Origin of the sequence: Pedobacter riviphilus (genome assembly GCF_014692875.1) — a bacterium.
Classification (GTDB): domain Bacteria; phylum Bacteroidota; class Bacteroidia; order Sphingobacteriales; family Sphingobacteriaceae; genus Pedobacter; species Pedobacter riviphilus.
The window spans coordinates 483064-505207 of sequence record NZ_CP061171.1 but is presented as its reverse complement, the minus strand read 5'-3'; the positions used below and the strand labels follow the sequence as shown (position 1 = coordinate 505207).

Annotated in this window: 15 protein-coding genes, 1 tRNA gene and 1 pseudogene; 6 read left to right on the top strand and 11 right to left on the bottom strand. The window is 40.4% G+C overall.

Annotated elements, in window-relative coordinates:
• Window positions 1-86: 86 nt before the first annotated feature.
• From H9N25_RS24865 to H9N25_RS01920, 5 genes are all read right to left on the bottom strand, one after another.
• Window positions 87-500 carry a family 43 glycosylhydrolase gene (locus H9N25_RS24865; RefSeq protein WP_255524545.1) on the bottom strand — a complete coding sequence of 138 codons (414 nt, stop codon included), beginning with the start codon at window positions 498-500 and terminating at the stop codon, window positions 87-89.
• Window positions 467-1057, bottom strand: a complete 591-nt coding sequence (locus H9N25_RS24860) for a family 43 glycosylhydrolase (RefSeq protein ID WP_255524544.1) — start codon at window positions 1055-1057, stop codon at window positions 467-469. Before H9N25_RS24860 ends, H9N25_RS24865 begins: the two co-directional genes overlap by 34 nt.
• Window positions 1058-1362: 305 nt before the next feature.
• Window positions 1363-2064, bottom strand: coding sequence for a DUF3823 domain-containing protein (locus tag H9N25_RS01930; protein WP_190327768.1), 702 nt, complete (start codon window positions 2062-2064; stop codon window positions 1363-1365).
• 12 nt (window positions 2065-2076) lie between these two features.
• Window positions 2077-3981, bottom strand: a complete 1905-nt coding sequence (locus tag H9N25_RS01925) for a RagB/SusD family nutrient uptake outer membrane protein (protein WP_190327767.1) — start codon at window positions 3979-3981, stop codon at window positions 2077-2079.
• Between the two features lie 19 nt (window positions 3982-4000).
• Window positions 4001-7204 carry a SusC/RagA family TonB-linked outer membrane protein gene (locus H9N25_RS01920; protein ID WP_223833540.1) on the bottom strand — a complete coding sequence of 1068 codons (3204 nt, stop codon included), beginning with the start codon at window positions 7202-7204 and terminating at the stop codon, window positions 4001-4003.
• A gap of 1142 nt (window positions 7205-8346) precedes the next feature.
• On the opposite strand from H9N25_RS01920, the gene H9N25_RS01915 reads away from it, so the two are divergent.
• The 5 genes from H9N25_RS01915 (at window position 8347) to H9N25_RS01895 (ending at window position 14706) form a co-directional block, all read left to right on the top strand.
• On the top strand, window positions 8347-11517 hold the full coding sequence (locus H9N25_RS01915; protein ID WP_190327766.1) for a ligand-binding sensor domain-containing protein: 3171 nt from the start codon (window positions 8347-8349) through the stop codon (window positions 11515-11517).
• Window positions 11502-12326 carry a response regulator transcription factor gene (locus H9N25_RS01910; RefSeq protein WP_167293071.1) on the top strand — a complete coding sequence of 275 codons (825 nt, stop codon included), beginning with the start codon at window positions 11502-11504 and terminating at the stop codon, window positions 12324-12326. The genes H9N25_RS01915 and H9N25_RS01910 overlap by 16 nt, the downstream gene beginning before the upstream one ends.
• Before the next feature lie 69 nt (window positions 12327-12395).
• The gene (locus tag H9N25_RS01905; protein ID WP_167293070.1) at window positions 12396-12842 is read left to right on the top strand and encodes a DoxX family protein; all 447 of its coding nucleotides are present in this window, start codon (window positions 12396-12398) and stop codon (window positions 12840-12842) included.
• A gap of 172 nt (window positions 12843-13014) precedes the next feature.
• Window positions 13015-13098, top strand: a tRNA-Ser gene (locus H9N25_RS01900).
• A 291-nt stretch (window positions 13099-13389) separates the two neighbouring features.
• Window positions 13390-14706, top strand: a complete 1317-nt coding sequence (locus H9N25_RS01895; RefSeq protein ID WP_167293069.1) for an ATP-binding protein — start codon at window positions 13390-13392, stop codon at window positions 14704-14706.
• An 8-nt stretch (window positions 14707-14714) separates the two neighbouring features.
• On the opposite strand, the gene H9N25_RS01890 is transcribed toward H9N25_RS01895, so the two are convergent.
• Both H9N25_RS01890 and H9N25_RS25390 read right to left on the bottom strand, forming a co-directional pair.
• Window positions 14715-15137 carry a hypothetical protein gene (locus H9N25_RS01890; RefSeq protein WP_167293068.1) on the bottom strand — a complete coding sequence of 141 codons (423 nt, stop codon included), beginning with the start codon at window positions 15135-15137 and terminating at the stop codon, window positions 14715-14717.
• Window positions 15091-15603, bottom strand: a pseudogene (locus tag H9N25_RS25390) (hypothetical protein); the annotation flags it as partial. The gene H9N25_RS01890 and the pseudogene H9N25_RS25390, both read right to left, overlap by 47 nt.
• Before the next feature lie 202 nt (window positions 15604-15805).
• Between H9N25_RS25390 and H9N25_RS01880 the strand changes: the two are divergent.
• Window positions 15806-17245: a S41 family peptidase gene (locus H9N25_RS01880; protein WP_190327765.1), complete on the top strand. Its 1440-nt coding sequence runs from the start codon at window positions 15806-15808 to the stop codon at window positions 17243-17245.
• Window positions 17246-17714: 469 nt separating this feature from the next.
• Here H9N25_RS01880 and H9N25_RS01875 read toward each other — a convergent pair whose 3' ends face one another.
• The 4 genes from H9N25_RS01875 to H9N25_RS01860 all read right to left on the bottom strand — a co-directional run bounded on the left by H9N25_RS01875 (window position 17715) and on the right by H9N25_RS01860 (window position 22135).
• A complete protein-coding gene (locus tag H9N25_RS01875) occupies window positions 17715-18737 on the bottom strand; it encodes a LacI family DNA-binding transcriptional regulator (protein WP_190327764.1) in 1023 nt (340 codons plus the stop codon).
• A 79-nt stretch (window positions 18738-18816) separates the two neighbouring features.
• Window positions 18817-19569 (bottom strand): DUF2490 domain-containing protein, encoded by a 753-nt coding sequence (locus tag H9N25_RS01870; RefSeq protein ID WP_190327763.1) that lies wholly within the window; start codon window positions 19567-19569, stop codon window positions 18817-18819.
• A 162-nt stretch (window positions 19570-19731) separates the two neighbouring features.
• A complete protein-coding gene (locus H9N25_RS01865; RefSeq protein ID WP_190327762.1) occupies window positions 19732-21219 on the bottom strand; it encodes an alpha-L-fucosidase in 1488 nt (495 codons plus the stop codon).
• Complete coding sequence (locus H9N25_RS01860; RefSeq protein WP_190327761.1) at window positions 21197-22135, bottom strand: metallophosphoesterase family protein; 939 nt, start codon at window positions 22133-22135, stop codon at window positions 21197-21199. Before H9N25_RS01860 ends, H9N25_RS01865 begins: the two co-directional genes overlap by 23 nt.
• Window positions 22136-22144: the final 9 nt, after the last annotated feature.

Genomic DNA, 22144 nt, shown 5'->3' with positions numbered 1-22144 from the left:
AATAAGCGGTATTCGTTAATGTTTAAAAAAAGGAATTTCTTCTCTTAAATCCGCTCAATTTCATCTCAATATTTCCACAAATGCAATCAATTAATCTTTGCTGCACTTTGTATTAAAAACCGAAAACTTTCGGGGTCGATCTGCAAACGAAAATGCCCATTTTTGTCTTTTATAAAGGCCGCTTTGATTATAGCCGTAGCCCTTGGCGATACTTTGTGATTGGAATGATGGGTATGAAAAACATATTGTAATGCTCCTTTTTTATCGGTAAAAAAATCGCCGTGCCCGGTGCCGTTTATCTGCAATAATTTTTTACTGATAACCGGGTTGCCTGCATATTTTAACCATGGCCCCGTAGGCGAGGCTGAAGTAGCATAACCAACCGCGTAATCAGGATTTCTAAAATCATTTGCCGAATAAAAAAGATAGTACAGTTTTTCCTTTTTAATTACCGTTGGCCCTTCGGTTACCGGCCAATCTGTTTTTGCCGTATTTCCCAAGACTCAGTTCCTGCTAAACAAAACTTTGTTGTTCCGGGGATTACATCCGAAAAATCATCTTTCAGTTGTGCTACAAAAATCCGGTTGCCATGATCGAGTTTTACATGGTAGAGGTAGTTTTTTCCATCGGTATCGGTAAATACAAATGGATCAATCTGTTTCCCTGTACCAGATATTGCTTTTAATTCTTCCTGAACAAAAGGTCCTGCCGGGCCATTACTATGTGCAATGGCGATCTGCTCATCGGCCGTATAGGCCATAAAATAGGTTTTACCGCTTTTAAATACCTGTGGGGCCCAAAAACCCTTACTGCCAAAGGCATCGCCTTTTTTTAATGCAAAGCCCTTATTTTCTGATTTTTTGTTCCAGGTTTTAAGATCGCTTGACGAATAAACCAAAAAACCCTGATCGCTGCTGGTACCATACAAATAGTAAACGCCTTTATCTAAGAAAATCGTGGGATCGGCTAAATAAAGGGTATCGTTTAATTGCTTCGCAAACACGTTACCAATAGAAAATACGAAGAAGCTTAAAAAAAAGGCAACAAGATATTTCATTTAATAATGATTGATAAGGGTAAGGTAATGATAATTAGGATATTCAAAAGCATAACACGTCATCCTAAGGTCGTCATTGCGAGAAGGCTTTTTCAGCCGACGAAGCAATCTTTATAGCAGAATCACTAGCATGAAAGATTGCTTCGTCGTTCCTCCTCGCAATGACGACCCTTATATTAGAATCTGTCAATGGTGGCTTGATGAAGGTCTTGCTTAAATATATGATTAAAGCGTTTCGACAAGCTCTCCGTAGGAGTCCTTTGGACAACGTGACAAATTCTATTAGATTTAAAACCTTCCTTTTTTTAAAAACTTATTTTAGCAACAGGTGTAAAAATCAGGTCGTCTACTCCTGCAATTTTAACCCCTATCCGGGCAAAAACATAATTTTGCGCTGGTACAATTGCAGGGATATTTACGCTCATACTTAAGTTATTGAGGTCGGCAATAGTTGCCCCGGTAAGCTGTTGTACCGCGATATTATTGCCCCCATCTACAAACTGAGTTTTATTGATATACAGTGATACACTTTCTATATCCTTTGCATTGGCATCTGTGATGATTTTTTCCAGTTTGCAGGATCCATTCACTTTTCCTGAAGCAGCCGTTAAACTAGCATTGCGGATCATATAATAAGGCATTACTTCTATATCCATTGCCTTGCTACCACTAATATTTACGGCTATGCTATCTTGTTTACCGGTGGCATTCTTTTTCCATAAAAATGGTCCTTGGTTTGGCGAGAAAACCAATTTATAATTCCCATCAAATAACTTGGCCGAATAACTACCATCCTGACTTACATTTACCTTTAGCGCGGCATAGTTACCAAAGCCCGATTGCCAAAGTTCGAAATTTACCTGCCCGTACTGCACATTGATTGCTTCGCCCTTATACACAATCCTTCCTGTAAAATCGGCCGCAGGTGCTTCGTAATTATCCTTTTTACAAGAGGAGCATAATACGGCTATAATTGCCCCTATGATGAAATAAAATCTATTTTTCATGTCTATAACTGATTATTGATTAGGGTTTCTGATAATTTTCGGGTTGCCATTAAGTACATCCTGCCCGATTGAAGAGTAATAATTGCCAATGCGGAAACGATGTGCGGCAGTAACACGACTGGGTTTAATCACTTTAAAAATATACTTCAGGTGATTGGCATTACCCGGGTTGTAGTATTTATATGGCCACAAACCAAACACCTGCGTACTGGTGCGTGTTGCGCTTCCGATATTGCTGGCATTGGTAAAATCGGCGGCTGACATGTTGTTGCCATTCCATACTTTATCGGCCAGTCTCCAGCGTTTCATATCCCAAAGTTGATGACCTTCGAAAGCAAATTCTACTTTTCGTTCGTGTACAATGCGGTCGAAGGTAATATTGGCCGGGCTTAATGCAGTGGTTAATCCCGCGCGGTCTCTTACCGGTTTGATATAATTGGCTGCTGTAGCGGCATCTCCTAATTCAAAAGCGGCTTCGGCAGCATTTAACAGAACCTCGGCATAACGGTAACGGATCCACCATACCTCGCTTCGGGTACCAATCTGGCCTGATCCTGTAGCCGGATCTAAATATTTACGCACATAAAAACCAGATTGTGCACTGAATTCAAGCCCATCAACAGGACCATCACCGCCCACTACCTGCACCGAACCTGGGTTACCGGGAAGTACATTGCTTTTACTCTGCGCAAAATTGTCGCCCGTTACAATTGTACCATTGGCTAGTTGATAACCCGCCCATATGTCAACCGTTTTACCTTTAAACTGTGTTCCAGGGAGAATTACCGTGCCGGCTAAACGCGCATCGCGATCGGCAAAAATATCGGTAATATTGGTATAATAAACCGGGTTTCCGCTGCCATCAATAGCAGCGAAAGAGGCATAGGTATTATCTAACTTTTCGAAAGACTGCACCAGATTTAATGAAGGGTTTAACCTGCCTCCCTGTGCTTCTTCGGCAGAAGAGCGCGGTTGGTTATCGATTGTAAAACCATGTACTTTATTGGTTTTCAATTTAAAATCTTTGGCAAATATTACCTCCGGATTGCTGCCTTTATCGGTAAAAAGGGCTGCAAAATTATCAGATAAATTTGGGTTCTTTTTGTAAAGCGAATATTTACCGCCATCGATAATTTCTTTTGCGGCATTTAGCGCTTTGGTAAAATAACCGTTAGCCATTGCAGCTGGGATGCCAACCTCTCCGCCCGGAAGGGTTAATTGGGCATTGCTATATTTTGCAATAGAACCTGCATAAAGTGCAGCTCTCGATTCCATAGCCAGGGCAGCAGCTTTTGTAGCCCTGCTCTGTATGGTTGCATTATCCGGAAGCACCGTTTTAATGGCTTCCAATTCGGCAATCACAAAATCATAAACTTCAGATTCTTTTGCCCTTGGGTATTGCAAATAACTTGGATCCCCACTATAATCATAAGCCAGTGGAACAGTAATCAAAGGAACACCGCCCATTCTTTTTACCATTTCGAAGTATACACCAGCCCTGATAAAACGTGCCTCAGCTAAAAAACGGTTGCGGTCTTCGGCTTTTAAAGCTGTCGCTTCCTGTCCACGCTTAATAAACAGGTTCAGATCGTTTACCAGCCTGTAAACGCCTATATCCCAGTATCTCCATGCATCGTATCCATACTCTAAATTCTGGTGGCGAAAATAATCTCCACTTGCTGAGGCAAAACCTTCATCAAAATCGGCAAATAACCACCACGATTCGATGCGTTGAAAATCAGGGAAACGATCGTACAGATCGCCAACCACGGTAAGCACCAGATTAGGGTCTTTCCACACAGCATCAATCGGCAGGGTACTGGTTGGTTGCTTATCCAAAAATTCGGAATCTTTTTTACACGACTGCGCAAAACTTAAACATGCAATGGCAGCGAATGCGTATATATATTTTTTCATTTGATTAGTCTTTTTCATGTTAAAGCGATAATTTAAGACCGATGTTAAAAAACTTGTTCTGCGGATATTGTAAGCCATTATCGTCGGCAATTTCAGGATCTACACCATAGTCTTTCAGGTTATCTATCGAGAACAGATTGTATCCGTTTACATATACCCTTGCGTTCTGGATCTTAATTTTTTCTGCCCATCTTTTTGGCAAGGTATAGCCAATCTCAAGTGTACGTGCCCTGAGGTACCTCACGTTGTGTAACCAAAAAGTCGAATTTCTGGTATTGTTACTATGATCGCGGTCGTTAAAACGGATTGCGGGATATTTACCCGCCACCCAGGGGCTGTTCAGGTTAAATGGATCGGTACGGTGCCAGCTGTCATCAGCAAAATTCTGCAATAAGGCTCCTCCGTTCTGGAATGCCCAGCGCTGTTCCCAGTTCTGGTTCCATGAATACATCGCTCCGCCAGAAAAATCTGCTGTAAAATCGAAGTTTTTATAAGAACCACCAATAGTAAATCCAAAACCTACATTTGGTTGCCCTGTTGTGGTATAACCTATCGGTCTTTCATCTAAACCATCAATAATCCCATCGCCATTCTGATCTTTGTAAATTAAATCGCCAGGCAATAAAGAACGGTTCCCTTTCCCATCAATATTCACTTTGTAGTTATTGATCTCATCGATACTCTGAAACTGACCGGTTACTTCATAACCCCAAAAAATATCGGCATATCTGTCGGTACCATTACTTCTGTAATTCTCCCATGAGTTGCCAAAACGTGGCTTATATCTTTCTAAAAGTTTCTTTCTGCTAATGGAAATGTTTCCGCCCACATTGTAATTAAACTCCCCTATTTTATCCCTATAGTTTAAAGAGAATTCACCTCCAAATTGCGCATCGCTCTCCAGGTTTTCAACATTTAAAGGATAACCCAGTTCGATAGGTACAATTACATCGTTTTTAATGGCCGGTAAACCAGAACGTTTTCTATAAAAATAATCTGCCGTTCCGGAAAGTTTATTGCCGAACATTGTAAAATCAAGGCCGATGTCGGTAATTTTGCTTTTAAACCAGCTCAGGTTATTGGTAATGGGGCCTTTATCCCTCGAAGTGGTAATATTCTTTCCATCCAATATCACACTGCCCTGATTGTAGTTATAACCCGGGATATAGGCAAAAGGATCGATACCCACATCATCATCCCCTAATACCCCATAAGAAGCACGAAGTTTCAGATCGTTTAAGATATTACTTTCGCCCAAAAGCGATTTCATAAATTTCTCTTGTGTAATTCTCCACCCAATTGATGCTGAAGGAAAATAACCCACGCGCCTGTCTGGCGCAAATTTCCAAGAAGCATCTCTACGACCGGAAAGCTCCAGGTAGTATTTATTGTCGTAGTTGTAATTTAGCCTTCCCACATAACCAATACGGGCCTGTTCTTCCTGTATATCAGCAAAATCCTGTCCGTCCATATCGGCAAACTGCAGCACGGGCAAAATATTAGTTTGTGGTACAGCGTGCTGAAAGGTATAAGTTCTAAAACGGTCTAAACGCTCGGCCACCAATACCCCGCCAACGGTATGTTTACCAAAAGTGCGGTTATAATTAGCCTGGAGCTGATAGGTATTGGTGTATACTTTTTCGTTTCTACGCTCTCTGTAAGGATTTGAACTGCCTACTTTTTCTTCATAAACACCAGTTTCCGGGTGATAGGTATATACATTATAGGTATACTCATGCCCATTGATTACGTTATCGGCAATGTAATAAGAATATAAACCTTTTATTTCCAAGCCTTTTATGGGCGTTTCGTAAGAGGCTGATAAATTGGTTTGCAAAACCCTCCAGTCTGATTTCCAGTATCCGGTTAAAGCTTTACTCTGTACGGCAAACTGCTCGGTATTGTGCCCAATATCGTTCGGGTAATTTGGATTGCCATTGGCATAAGCCTGTTCAGTTGGCCTGTTTCTCAATAGGGCAAAACGGGCAGCCCAGTAATCATCTCCACCTGGTACGCCTGGCTGATCGCGACTTTCGATACGACCATTAATCAGCATACCTACCTTAAAACGATCGGTTATTTTAGCTTCGATATTACTTTGGATATTGGTCCGGTTGAAATCGAATTCCCTTGCTGTGCCGTATACGCCTTTCTGATCTAAACGGGTAGCAGAAAAGTAATAGTTTACCCGGTCGCTTCCGCCCGAGGCACTTAAATTCACAGAAGTTTGTGGAGCGTTTGGCGCAATGATAATGTCTTTCCAGTTCTGGCTCTGATAACCATATTCTGTACCCGCTTTCCATTTATCCAACTCGGCCTGTGTAATATCTGTTCTTCCATTCTGGTTCATTTCTGCTGTGGCTTTACCTAACATCCATTGATAGGCATCAGTTGTTTCGGGAAACCGTACCCAGTTTTGCCAGCCGGTATAAGCATCAACACTAAAGGTATTACGCGTACTGTTTTTACCCCTTTTGGTGGTTACCAAAATTACACCGTTTGATGCCCTGCTGCCATAAATAGCAGCTGATGCATCTTTAAGCACGCTGATACTTTCGATATCGTTAGGTGAGATATTATTAAACTGCCCGGCATCTTGTTGAATACCATCGATCACATAAAGCGGATTACCCATGTTACGGATCTGGATATTGGCACTGGAGCCTGGTCTTCCATCAGGCATCCTGAAAGATACACCAGGTAACTTTCCGGCTAAACCAGTACTTACGGTAGAACCGCCATGCACTTTTTCAAGGTCTTTGCTGCTAATTGATGAAATGGCCCCTGTTATGGCCTCCTTTTTCTGCGTATTGTACCCCACTACAACAACTTCTGATAAATCGTTATTAGATGGCTTGAGTTTAACATTGATTTGCGTACGGCCGGCCAGTGCAACTTCCTGGTTGATATAGCCTACATAAATAAAGATCAGCGTAGCATTTTTATCGCTTACCTGAATTCTGAATTTTCCATCGCCATCTGTTGTTACTCCGGTGTTAGTACCTTTAACTTTAACACTGGCGCCAACAACTGTTTCTCCTTTTTCGTCGGTTACTGTTCCGGTAACAGCCGTTTGCTCCTGGGCACTAAGCTGAAAGGAAAGTAAGATTAGGGTGATGGAAGTAAAAATAACGGAGAGGACTTTGCGCTTCAAAAACATTTTTTGAAGCGGGCACCAATCCAGGCAGACAAAGCCACCATAAGAGAATAAACTTCTTTTCATATTAGGTTAGGGATTTGGTTAGTTAAAGAGGTAAATGGATTTAGTTCTATTTAATTCTTATCCAAAGATTCGGTTTTTAGCTTTTCAGAGGGATACGCATTTGTATCAATCTTTCTTCATTTTGTCTCGATTTGTATTGGAGGAGTCTGTTTAACCACAGCGGCTCAGAAACGTTGAATAGTTTGTCGTTTACAAACGATAAAATCGTTTATCTATTTAAGCACTCGTTAGGAAACGAGCCCAAGCAATTACGCGCAAAGTCTTAATGCAGTAGCTTTGCGTTAGGGATTGTAAGGGTTCAGTACCGATCCTTCATCGGTACCGGAGCGAAGCGCAGCCCTGCAAAGCCCGACCTTTGCGCAGCTTAGGTAACGCCCAGATTAGTCTGCAATTGGCAGTTGGCAGTTTCCAGTTCTATAAAAAAGAGTAACACTTAGATTAGCTTGCAATTGGCAATTGACAGTTTTCAGGCCTATAAAAACTGAGTTTCTGGCTAACGCTCGTTTCTAACGAGCGTTGAATAGTTTGTCGTTTACAAACGCAAACGATAAAATCGTTTATCTATTTAAGCACTCGTTAGGAAACGAGCGCAAGCAATTACGCGCAAAGTCTTAATGCAGTAGCTTCGCGTTAGGGATTGTAAGGGTTCAGTACCGATCCTTCATCGGTACCGGAGCGAAGCGCAGCCCTGCAAAGCCCGACCTTTGCGCAGCTTAGGGAACGCCCAGATTAGTCTGCAATTGGCAGTTGGCAGTTTCCAGTTCTATAAAAAAGAGTAACACTTAGATTAGTCTGCAATTGACAGTTGGCAGTTTCCAGTTCTATAAAAAAGAGTAACACTTAGATTAGTCTGCAATTGGCAGTTGGCAGTTTCCAGTTCTATAAAAAAGAGTAACACTTAGATTAGCTTGCAATTGGCAGTTGGCAGTTTCCAGTTCTATAAAAAAGAGTAACACTTAGATTAGCTTGCAATTGGCAATTGACAGTTTTCAGGCCTATAAAAACTGGGTTTCTTAAATCTTTAGGGCTTTCTCAAATAAAACTGAAATCTGTCTCAATCTTTCTACTTATCCTCTCAAATTTAAATTAACCCGAAAGCAAAGCATTTCTTTAATATATTTGATGTAACTGACCAAAATATCTTGAAAAAACTCTTCATCCTTTTATGCCTGTTGTTTTCGGTCCGCCAGCTTTGGGCGCAGCCTTATTATTTCAGGCATTATCAGGTAGAAAACGGACTTTCCAACAATACAGCATTTTGTAGTGTGCAGGATGGAAACGGCTTTATGTGGTTTGGCACAAAAGATGGCTTAAACCGCTTTGATGGTTATGCTTTTAAAACCTATCGCCACGACCCAGACCAGGCGGGCAGTTTAGGCAACGATTTAATTTATGCGCTCCACCACGATCAGGAACAAACACTTTGGGTAGGTACCAACAGCGGTGTATACCAATATAACCCTGCAAAAGAAAGCTTTGCCATTATTAAAGAAACCAAAGGGATGCGGATTATCGACCTGGCCAGCGATCAGCGCGGAAATTTATGGATCTTATCTTCATTCAAAATATATTTATATCAAAAGCGAACCAAGAAAATGCAGGCCTTTACCCATAATGCACCTTTCGATGCCTCGTTGGTAACGGTTTTAAAAGATGGTAGTGTATGGATCAGTACCGGAAAGGGAACACTGGAAAAATACAATCCCAAAGCAAATAATTTTGAGCAATTTAATATTAACGGCAAAAATGCCAAAACCGAATATGGCTGGGTATCGAGAATTGCAGAAACCGAAAACGGGAATTTACTGGTCGGCACTACCAATCAGGGCGTTAAACTCTTTAATCTGGTTACTTTAACATCAAAAAATATACTCCGGTTAAACGACGACCAAACGCCAATTTTTGTTCGGGATATCAAAAAAACAGGACCTCATGAATTTTGGATTGCCACCGAATCGGGCATTTACATCTATAATGATGAAAATGAGGTAATTATCCACCTCAAAAAACAATATAACAATGATTATTCTTTGAGCGACAATGCCGTTTATACCATCTGCCTTGACCGTGAAGGCGGGGTTTGGACAGGCACCTATTTCGGAGGTGTAAATTACTATTCCAGCCATACTTCGCTGTTTACCAAATACTTTCCGCAAAAAGGCACTAATTCGATTAGTGGAAGCGATGTAAGGGAAATTACCAGAGATGGTAAGGGAAATTTATGGATCGGTACGGAAGATGCGGGGCTGAACAAACTCGACGTAAAAACAGGTGTGTTTAAACATTTTTTACCCGACGGGAAGCCCGGAAGCATTGCCTATTCCAATATCCACGGTTTATTGGTTGATGGCAACAAACTCTGGATTGGCACTTTCGAACATGGATTGGACGTTTTAGACCTGAAAACAGAAAAGGTAATTAAACATTACCAGGCAGGTGTTGGAAATGCTTTACGCACCAACTTTATTGTTACTTTTTGTAAAACAAGATCGGGTGAAATTTTAGTAGGCACGATTAATGGGATTTACCGTTATAACCGCAAAAAAGATGATTTCGACCCGGTTGCGGGTCTGCCTTTTATTTTTTACGATTCGGTTATGGAAGATAGTAAGGGCAATATCTGGGCAGGGAGCTTTAACGATGGTTTATTTCAGTTTAACTTATCCAAACCAGGTTATGTGAACTACCGAAATATTCCGACAGATGCGAAAAGTTTAAGCCATAACACGGTAAATAGTGTTTTTGAAGATAGTAAACAGCACATTTGGGTAACCACAGATGGTGGTGGGCTTTGCAGCTTTAATCAGAAAACACATCAGTTTAAGCGTTACGGTATAAAAAATGGTTTCCCCAGCAATTACCTGTTCCGCATAGAAGAAGATGCGGCCAATAAATTCTGGATTAGCAGCACCAGGGGCCTTATCCATTTCGATCCCACTACAGGTTTAAGCAAAACCTATTCTAAAGCCAACGGATTACTTACCGATCAGTTTAATTACAGTTCTGCCTACCAGGATGAGAATGGCCGAACGTATTTTGGGAGCGTAAAAGGGCTGGTCAGCTTCAATCCGGCTAATTTAAAAGCAACATCTTACCAAACCCCTGTATTTTTAACCGGGTTTCAGGTCAATAGCTCAGAAATCGGTGCAAATGGGGCAGATTCTATTTCTGACAAATCTATCGTTTATGCCGATACCATCGAACTGAACTACAATCAATCTTCTTTTAGTATCGATTTTGCTGCCTTAAGTTATCTATCGCCCGAAATGACGGAGTATGCTTATAAAATGACCGGGCTTTATAAAAACTGGGAATATTTAAAAACCAACAGGAAGGTTTATTTTACCAAACTTGCTCCGGGCAGTTATACTTTTGAGGTAAAAGCTTTGGTTGAAGGAAGTAGTACCTGGAGCACCAAAAACGTTAAACTGCTGATCAAAATACATCCCCCTTTTTACCTCAGTCCGTTGGCTTATCTGCTTTATTTAATTGCTGCAGGCGGAATTGTTTTCTTTCTGGTACGGAGGTACCACCGAAAAATTGCGCTAAAAAACAGCAGGAGGATGGAAGTTTTTGAGCATGAAAAACAAAAAGAAATTTATCAGGCAAAAATCGAGTTTTTCACCAATGTTGCCCACGAAATCAGAACACCGCTCACCTTGATTATCGGACCGATGGAGAAACTGATTAAACAGGCCGATGCGGTACCGGCAATAGAAAAGAATTTACGGATTATGGGCCGAAACACCGATAGATTGCTCAAATTAACCAACCAATTATTGGATTTCAGAAAAACCGAAACCAGCGAATTTTCGTTAAACTTTGTAAAGGCCGATATTTCTGAAATATTAAAAGATGTATTTCTTCAGTTCCAACCTGCTGCAGAACAGCAAGACATTACCTATAACCTCCATTTACCTGAAAAAAAACTCCATGCTTATATTGACGTAGAGGCTTTTTACAAAATGATCAGCAATTTGGTAGACAATGCCATTAAATACGGAAAAAGCACCGTACAAATCAGCTTATTACTACAGCAGGGCGATAAGTTTGCCGTGATGGTAAAAAATGATGGGAACAGAATCCCTGTAGAAATTAAGGACAAGATATTTGAACCTTTTTTTAGGGGCAAAGAAACAGAAATAAAGGCAGGAACCGGAATAGGTTTATCGATTTCAAAATCGCTTGCGCAACTGCATAGCGGGGAGCTTTATTTAGATTTTAATGATGGTGATTTTAATATATTTGTATTAGAACTGCCTATCCATCAACTTATAGAATTTAACCTGAACGGAAAATGGAAGAAATTGTAGGCACGTTTACCATAAAAGATACTGAGGATATGGAAAGATCTGTGGTGTTATTGGTTGATGATAATGAAGATATCCTTGATTTCATTTCAGATGATCTGGAAGAAAAATACCATGTTCTACAGGCCCGGAACGGCATAGAAGCCTTAGAAATATTACAGCGTGAAATTGTTCAGCTCATTATTAGCGATGTAATGATGCCCGAAATGGACGGTTTCGAATTTTGTGCGAAAGTTAAATCGACCCTGGAGTTTAGCCACATCCCCGTTATCCTGCTTACTGCAAAAAATTCGTTGCAATCTAAAATTGAGGGTTTAGAGCTGGGTGCCGATGCCTATGTAGAAAAACCCTTTTCGCCAGAATTTCTCCAGGTACAGATTTCCAGTCTGATTAAAAACAGGAACAAGATTAAGGAATATTTCTCCAGTTCGCCCCTCCTTCACCTTAAAAGTATTGCTTATTCAAAGGCAGACGAACTGTTTTTAGAAAAATTGCAGGATACCATTAATAAAAATATCAGCGATCAAGCCCTGGATGTAGAACACCTGGCAGAAAAGATGAATATGAGCCGGCCAACCTTATACCGGAAAATCAAATCTATTTCGAACCTGAGTCCGAATGAACTGATTAATTTAACGAGACTAAAAAAAGCTGCTGAACTTTTAAATGAAGGGGCATTAAAGATCTATGAAATCTCAGAAATGGTTGGTTATAGCTCTCAATCGCACTTTGGAAGAAACTTTGCCAAGCAGTTCGGCATGTCGCCAACCGACTATGTAAATAGTAAAAATACGGATAAAAAAAAGCCTTAAAATCAAACAGTTAACTTTGTTATTCTCTTATTTATTTTGTAAATTGTTCTAACCAAAAATATAGAAGTTATGAACATGCTTAAGAAAATCCAAAACTGGGGCGATCACCATCACCCAAAATGGTTAGACTATTTTAGAATCTTATTAGGCCTCATTTTAATTTGGAAGGGCATTGATTTTTATATCAACATGCAGGCATTTAGCAACCTCATGCGGGGTGCCTTTTTAGGTACTGCCATCAGCATCAGTTTACTGGCACATTTAATTATCTTAATGCACATTATCGGCGGTATGGCCATTGCTTTGGGCACATATACCCGCTTGTTCTGCCTTATTAATTTACCGATACTGATTGGGGCGGTATTCTTTGTAAATATTTCTGGTGGTATTTTTAAACCCTATTCAGAATTTTGGTTTTCGGTCTCTGTACTCATCGGGCTCGTTTGTTTCGCAATCGAAGGAAATGGAATTTTATCGGTAGATCGCGAAAAAATTTACCCTGGAGAGGCCCTTTAGTGTAAACCTGAAAGCCAAGATCGTAGCCAAAATGGCTGTTTCTGGCCATTTATTTATTTTTTTGAAAGTTTTTACGCGTGCTAACTAAATGATTAGCAACGCTTAAAATATTTATGCAAATATTTGAATGGAAATCATTTGCAGATTTGCGCCAAGTTCGTACTTTTGCAGCGGAGAGCTGGCAGAGTGGTCGAATGCGGCAGTCTTGAAAACTGTTGACTGTAACAGGTCCGGGGTTCGAATCCCTCGCTCTCCGCAGAGCAATTTAAAGCCCAACATTGTTGGGCTTTACTATTTATAAAGATTTTGCATGAACTTTAGGTATTCTAAATCTCCCCTCATGCTATAAACGTTTTCCTAAAAAGAAATGGCACCAATGATTAACAATGCGTACACCCGTCATACTCATCGTACAATTGAAATAATTATAGTATAACCAAAAAAGATATTAAAATTGTTGCCGGGTCAAGAAAGTTTGCATAGATTTACATAGTTTAATGCCAATTATGTGATTAAAATCACATAATTGGCACTTAAGTTGTGAATTATGCAAATCAAAAGAAGTGTACAGAAAAAATTATCATCCTGGAAAACAGATCCAAACCGTAAACCACTGGTACTTCAAGGGGCAAGGCAAGTTGGTAAAACATGGCTATTGAAACATTTTGGTGCCGCCGAATTTGAGAATGTTGCGTATTTTAATTTTGAGGAACAGCCTGATCTAAAGCAATTTTTTGAAAACACCAAGGACATACAGCGCATTGTACAAAATCTATCCCTAGTCCATGGTTTGCCAATACTACCGCAGAAAACACTAATTATATTTGACGAGATACAAGAATGCAATGAAGCACTGAATACTTTAAAGTATTTCTATGAGAACGCGCCTGAATATGTGGTGGCTAGTGCAGGTTCACTACTTGGGGTTGCGATGTCAAAAGGCAATTCATTTCCGGTCGGGAAAGTTGATTTTTTACAGGTCAACCCGATCAGTTTTTCTGAATTTCTGTCTGCTGATGATCCTCAGCTTTTTGCTTATATAGAGAGTATAGATAGACTGGAGCCTATACCTGACATTTTTTTTAACCCATTGGTGGATAAATTAAAGAAATTTTTTATTTGTGGGGGAATGCCCGAAGCGGTAGTTACACTATTGGAACAACATGATGTAGAAAAAACACAGCAGGTACTGCAAAATATTGTAAATGCATACGCACTTGATTTTTCGAAATATGCAGAAAGTAAGGATGTACCTAAAATTAATCATCTTTGGGCTTCAATACCTTCACAACTGGCAAGGGATAATAAAAAATTTCTTTACCAGAGTGTAAGAACAGGTGCACGTTCAAGAGAATATGAAGATGCCTTACTTTGGCTTTCGCATGCCGGTCTGGTGCATAGGGTTTTTAAAATAAGCAAGCCAGGATTACCTATTTCTGCCTATGATGATCTTTCGGCATTTAAACTTTACTTGATTGATGTCGGTTTGTTACGTAGACTTTCACTACTAGACCCTATAGCTGTTAGAGAAGGGAATCGTTTATTTACAGAATTTAAGGGCGCACTGACCGAAAACTATATCTTACAGCACTTAATCAAAAATTTTGAAGTGCAACCTCGATACTGGACTTCTGGAAACCAGGCTGAAGTTGACTTTATTATTCAGATGAAAAATGAAATTATCCCCGTTGAGGTGAAATCTGATGAGAATGTACGTAGTAAAAGTCTTTCGATATATAATGGCCTTTATGAACCGCCAGTGCGAATAAGATATTCGCTAAAGAATCTGAAGAAAGATGATGGGTTAGTTAATATCCCCTTGTTTTTGGTCGACTACACAGAGAAATTACTTACACTTAATTAGCCGTCAATTTATAACCGACCCTTATTTCCATAGATATCTCTTATTATCCGTAAAAGTTCCCGCAAGTGTTCAAATGGACTCCCTCCTTCCCCGCATGAAGGGACTCCTTCAAAAACACCAGAGGGTTGCTCCAAAAAGAGCAGCCATTTTTCTTTGATTATCAGCAACTTACGAGCAAACTCTAAGTTGATCGAAGGTGCTCTAAAACTACCTTCCTTAAAGGTGAATCCTTGTTTGAACACCTGACTAAAAATAGCGTGTTTCTGTCCCAAACTGGAATCTTGAAAAATTTTAGGCATATTAAGCAGAAACTCTTCCTTCGGCTTAGTGTGCATTCGGCGTTTGCTCAGTCCAAGCATTTCCTGCACCCCGTAATATTGTGCTTCACTGACGATGCCTTCGTGAATGCCTTTTACCAGTTTCTCCGGCATATTCACACCAGGGACTGACGCGAACTAATCCCGCGTACAATGGATCGATTAGAATGCGGCGAACGGCCGAATTTCCACTATGCGGAAATCCTAGTTCTCTAACTTCTTTGGAGATCAGAAATTTTGGAACTCCCGAGAGAAAATCTCTGTAGATTTTTTCTATAATAGGTTGTTTGACTGGATCAATCTTTATGATCATTTTGCCTCCCTGCTCCTTATGATTGATATAGCTGTAAGGAGCTAGATTAATGTATCGTCCGGATTCCTGTGCATGACGGGAACTTACTTTTGCCCGTTTTCGGATAGTCAGCAATTCCTGGTTAGCAATTAAGTATTTAAAGGCCCTCAATAAGAAAACTGAAGGATCCTGCGTATCGATATCCAATGGTTCACTTGTAGCTATAACCTTTAATCCGTACCGCTTCTCAAGTGATTCGATCTTTTGGAGAGCCTCGGGTAAGTTCCGGCTAAAACGATCATGGCCAAATTACCAAAAACTAAAATTCCGATTTGAATAATGGATTGAGTTTATGGTAATCATTCTTAAAAAAACATGTTTTAAGAAGATATATAAAGGGCCATACCCAAAACAGCTTCAAGCCTGCTCGATTACTACACGGAATCGAAACTTATTAAGGTACAGTTATTGAAAAGTGCTATATTTATTTATGACTCGTAGAATATTAACGCTATTGCTTCTTATCTGCTTAACTCGTCCAGTTTCCGCTCAGCGTACATCCTGTGACTGTTCTGCTAACCTCAACGAAACCATCCGGAAAACGGAGCTTAATTATGCAGGCTTTCCTGCTAAAGTAAATTCAAAAACCAAAAAGGCCTATTCCCTTTTGGTACACGCACTCAAGATCAAATCCAGCCAGCAACAAAATACGGAGGATTGTTTCTACCTGATTAAACAATACGTCAGGTTTTTCAAAGACAAACACTTTTCCCTGAGTTACTATCCGAAAGAGGAAACTAAACGGGAACTCATGGACGTAGACAGGATCCTGAACACGGTTCAAGCCGGAAATGGAGATCCTCTTGAGGGCATCTGGATCAATTCCGACAGCTCGCTTCGACTTGTCATTAAAAAGTTTCCAAACCTTCAGTATAAGGCCATTGTGATCCAGTCGAAAGATTCCGGAAACGTCAAAGGTCAGGTATATTTTTCTTTAAAGCCGCATCACAAAGGTTTTCTGCTCGAGCAATATAATGTATTTGGCAGCACAGATATGTATGCACAACGAAGGGGCGGCTTGCTGCAATTGTGGGGTTTTGCACTCTTCGGAAAAATTTCAGGTACAGGCATGACTCCGGATGAGCGAAAAGAACTGGATACCTGGAAAAACAACAACAACGGGCTGGATTTCCGGCAGCTGGACCAGGAAACAAGCTATATCAAAATCCCCACTTTTTTTAATAATGACAGCCGGATTGAAAAGCTGGTGGCCGCCAATGACAAAACCATCAGGGCCAGCAGGTACCTGATCATCGACCTGCGTGGCAACGGGGGAGGCAATTCTGGCTGGAGCTTCTTATTGCCTTATGTAATGACGGGTCCAATCGACCAGGACAGCCCGAAATTGAGGATCTCTGCAGACAACATTAAACTAAAACGCGCGGAACTCGAACCTCTTGTTAAAAATCCCATGCCGAAAGAGATGCAGAAGTACTTCCCTGACAGTTATGTGAGTAAACTAAAAAGTATTTATGAGGAATTGGCTCATACCAAGGCCACTTTCATTGAGATCCCAGGCGTTCGCATCCCATTGGATTCGGTGTTGCGTAAGCCGGAAAGGGTTGCATTGATCACTGATGGACTCTGCGGAAGCTCAACCGAATTCTTCTTTAATTTGATGAAGCAGAGTGGAAAAACGAAAAGATATGGCGGCAACACGGTGGGAATGATGGATTACGAAGGACCGACAAGCCGGACGATGCTTCCCTGCGAACAGCTGGTTTTGATGATTCCTGTATCAAAAATGAGCTGGGCGGATACTCATCCTATTGATCAGAAAGGGTTTAGCCCGGACGTAAAGATCAGTCTGCCGGCAGCGGAATGGCTGAATTATGTCAAACAGGATTTAAAAACAAACATCCGGCAGTAGGGATCAGGCAGTCGGGGAAAGCCTCCTTATGGCCATTATTTCTTAACGAATCACAGCCAGATTTATTCATGAAAATCCACCCAATAGGGAAAGAACCACTTTCAGTGAAATCTCAAATTCATACGAACTGCCACTTTTGTGTGCAGAGTGTGTTGTCTCCTTATCCGAACCATTCATTTTTCGTTTAGGCACCTTTACTGGGTATTTCAGAAAAAATGGCCGCGCGTTTCGGATTTATGCTGACACCCTGTTTCATTTTAAGCTGATCACCCCATTTCAGGGCAAGCTGGCCGTTTTGATCTTCTGATCAAAGTTTTTCAATATATTCTTCCTCAATAACTTTTCAAATTGGCGTAAAATAAGAGGCTCTAGCGTAGCATCTCTATGGGAGGTAACCCAATATATATATGATTTCGTATAGTTCTGAATTGTATTTGCAATAGCTTTATAGTCTCCAATAGATGTTAAATTATTTATCCAGCACCAGTTTTCCTTCAAGCACTACATTTCTGAACCGCTGCTCTGATCCTGATCGGCTGTACCCCGAATTGATAAGCTCTATTAATATCTGCATTGCGGTTTGACCTTGTAAGGCCGGCGATTGTTCGATGGTGACCACAGGCCTGTGGTCCATAAAGCGGAGCACAGAAAGGTTTGAAAAACTTACAAAATCTATTGATTCTGCAGCGGCGATATTCTGCGCCCTAAGTTTCCGGATGGCATAGATGGCAACATAGTCGTTAAATGCAAGTACTGCACTAGGCCTTTCGGTCAATGCCAAAAGTTTATCCATCGCTTTTTCTGCACTGCTTTCTGTTAGGTCGCATTCTGTATACAAAGAAGGATCTAAAGAGATTTTTTCACCTTCCAGTGCCTTGATATAACCGTTTTTACGTTCCGTGCTCGAAAGCAGGCTTTCTGGCCCATTGATTATGCCTATCCGCCGATGCCCCTTTTTCAATAAAAAATCAACGGCTTGTTGAGTGGCCAGCTCGATATTGCAACATACTGAATGAATGCTAAAATAAGGTGGAACACGGTCGAAAAACACAACCGGAATGCCATTATCCTTAAGCTTGGAAAAGTGACCAAAAGTCTGCGTTTCTTTTGAAAGGGCTACCAATAGCCCATCTACCCGAAGATCAATCATTTTTTCTACCAAAGCAATCTCACGCGCTTCAACATTCATTGATTGTGCTACAAAAACTGCATAATTATTGGCCATTGCCATTTCCTCTATGGCGGTCATCGCGGTAGAAAAAAAGGTTTCAGAAAGGTCGGGAAGAATAAGTCCGATGGTAAATGTACGTCCAGAACGAAAAGAAAGAGCCGAGTGGTTTGGCCTGTAATTTACCTTCTTGGCTAATTTTTTCACTCTTTCCCTGGTCACCAGAGAAATGGTTGGATGATCGATCAAGGACCGTGAAACAGTGCTGATAGAAACACCAAGTAAATCAGCAATTTCCTTTAATGTTGCAGGTTTTGACTTCATATTATTTTATTTGAATGGTAAAACTGATTGTAAATTCCAGCATGCCTGATTGAATATTTTTATTTATTAATATTTCGTTTCATTTCAGCAAAGCATCCTTTAGGTTTTTTACCCAATTGTAACAGCTTAAATTCAGCTGCATACTATGGTAAGAAAGCTGCTGCATTTTATCGGGATAATAGTCATTAGAATAATCCACTTCGATTAAAAAATCATTCGTGAGCGCATAGCCACAACCAATGGTTATCCTGTTGCTTCCAAGCTTCGGCTGTCTAAACACATTGGGAGCCGTTTGGGTAAATACTTCTTCTGAAGCCACCATGTAAACTGCTCCCTTAACAATTTCTGTGGTATTTAGTGGCTTTACCATTTTCACCTGACTTCTTACCCGGTAACTTTCATCAAAGCCGCCTAAACTTCGTTTGTCTCGATGGTCCTCTAACCTCAATCGGGCCGACAAGGTAAAAGGGGTTTTTCTGAAGTAATAAACACCTTGGATTGCAGATCTGATTTCTGGAAGCCCTTCCTGTGCTGCAAGTTTAATTTCTGGATTATGGTTATAGCCCGTAAATACTGAAAATTTAGCTTTTGGGAGTGAATAATGAATCCAAACCCTGACATAAAGCTGTGCATTGGCATAAAAAGGATTGTTATTTCCGGGTACGCTCGTCCACACCTGCCCAATATTTATTTCATTGCTCCATTTGCCTTTTATCGGCGTTACGAACTGAAAATCGTTCCAAAACTGATTATAGGCAGTATGCTGTGCACAAAGATCAGCAGAAATTAAAATCAGCTTTAACAATAAAACAAATGTGAATATCCGTTTCATTTACCTCGATTTATGATTAATGCATTCATGCTCAAAATTTCCTTCATCGTATTAATCGGTGTTTTTTTATTTTATTAATGCAGAACACCCCCTTTATTTTTTTGAATAACCGTATTTAATCAGTCGATCATCCATGGAGACTGCCTCTATCTCTCTTTCAACTTATAAAGGCTTTTCTAAAATACTTAAAGCGTAGGCATATTGACTTTTGTGTTTTGCCGGATTAAATGATGGGAAAATTAACTCAACATTATTGCCCTGGTTTTTCCATTTTATAACATCTCCGGTTTCCAGCAGTTTAATCGTAGCTCCGGGTTTTAACTGCAGATCTTTTATAACAAAACGATTATCAGATGGCCACTTGGGTAAAATAGCAAATACCTCTTTGGTGTTTGGATTAGTGGTGAAGAAACATTCTTTTACCGCATAACCAGGATCAGGATCCACTGTTATTTTCAACATAAAATCGCCATTTTCTTTAAAATCGCCTTCGATTCTTTTTGGCTTATAATCTCTTTTTCCCTCACTCCATTGGCAGGTTCTGGTCCATTTGCGTGTACTGTAAATTGCGCGACCATTTATTTTAAGCCAATCGCCTATTTGCAGTAAACGCTCTTGCATAATAGGTGGAATTTTACCTGATGCATCCGGACCGATATTAAGCAACAAATTTCCGCCCCTACTCACCAAGTCGCTTAATAACAATACTAAAATCTGAGGGGAATTATAATCCCAGGCATCCTCCATTTTGTTGTAACTATAAGAAAACCCTATCCCCCTGCTTTCTTCAAAGTAATGATCACCGAACTCCATATCAGGCTGGTATTCTGGCGTATATACGCTACCATGGTTAAACCTTATCCCTTTTCCATAACGATCGTAGGTTACAATCTCTTTTTTTACCGCGCTTTCATTGTACAACCAACTCAAAAATTCGGTTGAATGCCAGGTGGTATCGCTATCGTTCCAATCTCCATCTGTCCAAAATACTGCAGGTTTATATCTTTCGATCATTTCTTTTGCCTGTGGAATGGCATACTCTACCGCAAATTTCTCCGGATTTGATTTATACAAGGGATTAAACCACTCGTACCACGAAAAATAAACGCCAGCTTTTACCGATGTTTTATGAAGGGCTTTAAACAAATCGCCCAAAAGATCTCTTTTAGGCCCTACCTCTGTTGCACTCCAGGGAAAACCCCATACCTGGCTGCTGTATTTGTTTGGCCACCAGCTAAAGCCATCATGGTGTTTAGCAACGGGTACTGCATATTTAGCTCCTGATTTTTCAATAAGCGTAGCCCATTCATCTGGATTAAAAAGCTCGGCTTTAAAATCTTTTGCCAGATCGTAATAGGTTTTATCGCCAAAAACATTCTTATGATAACGCGCTACATCTCCTTTAAAAGCTTTGTTTTCCAGCCAATTCTGGTACCATTCTGCATATTGCCCTTTTGGGGCGTACGCTGGTACCGAATAAACACCCCAGGTAATAAAGATCCCGAATTTAGCATCCTTAAACCATTCGGGTACAGGCCTTTTATCAAGGCTGGCCCAATTTGCCTCATATTGTGCATATACAGAAGCGGATAAAAACCATGTGATAAGAATGGAGATCCCTATACCTTTAACCAATTTTATCGCTTTCATACTTAATATATTCATGATCAAAACTTCCATTATCATACAGGTTAAGAAGAGAATAACCCGGAGCTGTTTGTTTATAAGCACTTTTACCATCATCTCCTGGCTCCCACCAAAAACCACTGGTTGCACCATTACACAAATAAGCTACATCATTGTACCAGACCTTATCAAGCAAATGAATATGACCGCTTAAGCAGAGTTTAATGTTCTTATTCTGATTAAACACTTCAATAAACTTCATAATATCGAGGTGGTTGTAACTCCCGCTAACCTTAAATGGCCCTCTAAAATCTGCTTTGTTATCTACAATGCCCGTACAGCTCAATAAGGGATAGTGTGACATAATGAGCGTAGGTTTATCCTGACTGTTCTTTTTTACATCTTCTACAAACCAGTTCCATTGTTCTTCATCCAGCATGCCCGGATTTGTTGGGTGGTTACTATCCAACATGATAAAATGCCAGCCATTTTGATCAAAACTGTAGTAGTTATGCTTCAATCCCAGCATCTTTAATACTCCGGCTTTACCGCCCAGCTCATCATCTTTGCCCTGCCACCACATGTCATGATTTCCTAACACGTGATACATAGGAATACCTTTAACCACTTGCACACTTTCATTCCAGCAGGCCCATTGCTGCTCTACGCGATCTTTGGTAATGTTATTATAATCTGCAGCATAAATAGAATCGCCACCATTAAGAATAAGGTCTACTTTATCCTTTTTAATCATTTCGAGGCATTTCTTAAAACGGGCAACAGCATTATGTTCTGGTCTGATATGTACATCAGTGATGTGCGCAATTTTTAAAAGCTTCTTTTTTTTAACCGGAGCAGCAATTGATGTATCTGCCACACTGCTCAAAGCGATTGTTCCTACTGTGGCTCCAAGTGTTTTAATTAAATCTCTTCTTTTCATTTGTGTGTT

Excerpts from the sequence above, each read along its gene's own strand:
- H9N25_RS01905 (WP_167293070.1), top strand. The coding sequence starts at position 12,396 with ATGAACATGCTTAAGAAAATCCAAAACTGGGGCGATCACCATCACCCA.
- H9N25_RS01920 (WP_223833540.1), bottom strand. The coding sequence starts at position 7,204 with ATGAAAAGAAGTTTATTCTCTTATGGTGGCTTTGTCTGCCTGGATTGG.
- H9N25_RS01860 (WP_190327761.1), bottom strand. The coding sequence starts at position 22,135 with ATGAAAAGAAGAGATTTAATTAAAACACTTGGAGCCACAGTAGGAACA.
- H9N25_RS01880 (WP_190327765.1), top strand. The coding sequence starts at position 15,806 with ATGACTCGTAGAATATTAACGCTATTGCTTCTTATCTGCTTAACTCGT.
- H9N25_RS01925 (WP_190327767.1), bottom strand. The coding sequence starts at position 3,981 with ATGAAAAAATATATATACGCATTCGCTGCCATTGCATGTTTAAGTTTT.
- H9N25_RS01895 (WP_167293069.1), top strand. The coding sequence starts at position 13,390 with ATGCAAATCAAAAGAAGTGTACAGAAAAAATTATCATCCTGGAAAACA.
- H9N25_RS01875 (WP_190327764.1), bottom strand. The coding sequence starts at position 18,737 with ATGAAGTCAAAACCTGCAACATTAAAGGAAATTGCTGATTTACTTGGT.
- H9N25_RS01890 (WP_167293068.1), bottom strand. The coding sequence starts at position 15,137 with ATGCCGGAGAAACTGGTAAAAGGCATTCACGAAGGCATCGTCAGTGAA.
- H9N25_RS01870 (WP_190327763.1), bottom strand. The coding sequence starts at position 19,569 with ATGAAACGGATATTCACATTTGTTTTATTGTTAAAGCTGATTTTAATT.
- H9N25_RS24860 (WP_255524544.1), bottom strand. The coding sequence starts at position 1,057 with ATGAAATATCTTGTTGCCTTTTTTTTAAGCTTCTTCGTATTTTCTATT.
- H9N25_RS01910 (WP_167293071.1), top strand. The coding sequence starts at position 11,502 with ATGGAAGAAATTGTAGGCACGTTTACCATAAAAGATACTGAGGATATG.
- H9N25_RS01930 (WP_190327768.1), bottom strand. The coding sequence starts at position 2,064 with ATGAAAAATAGATTTTATTTCATCATAGGGGCAATTATAGCCGTATTA.
- H9N25_RS01865 (WP_190327762.1), bottom strand. The coding sequence starts at position 21,219 with ATGAAAGCGATAAAATTGGTTAAAGGTATAGGGATCTCCATTCTTATC.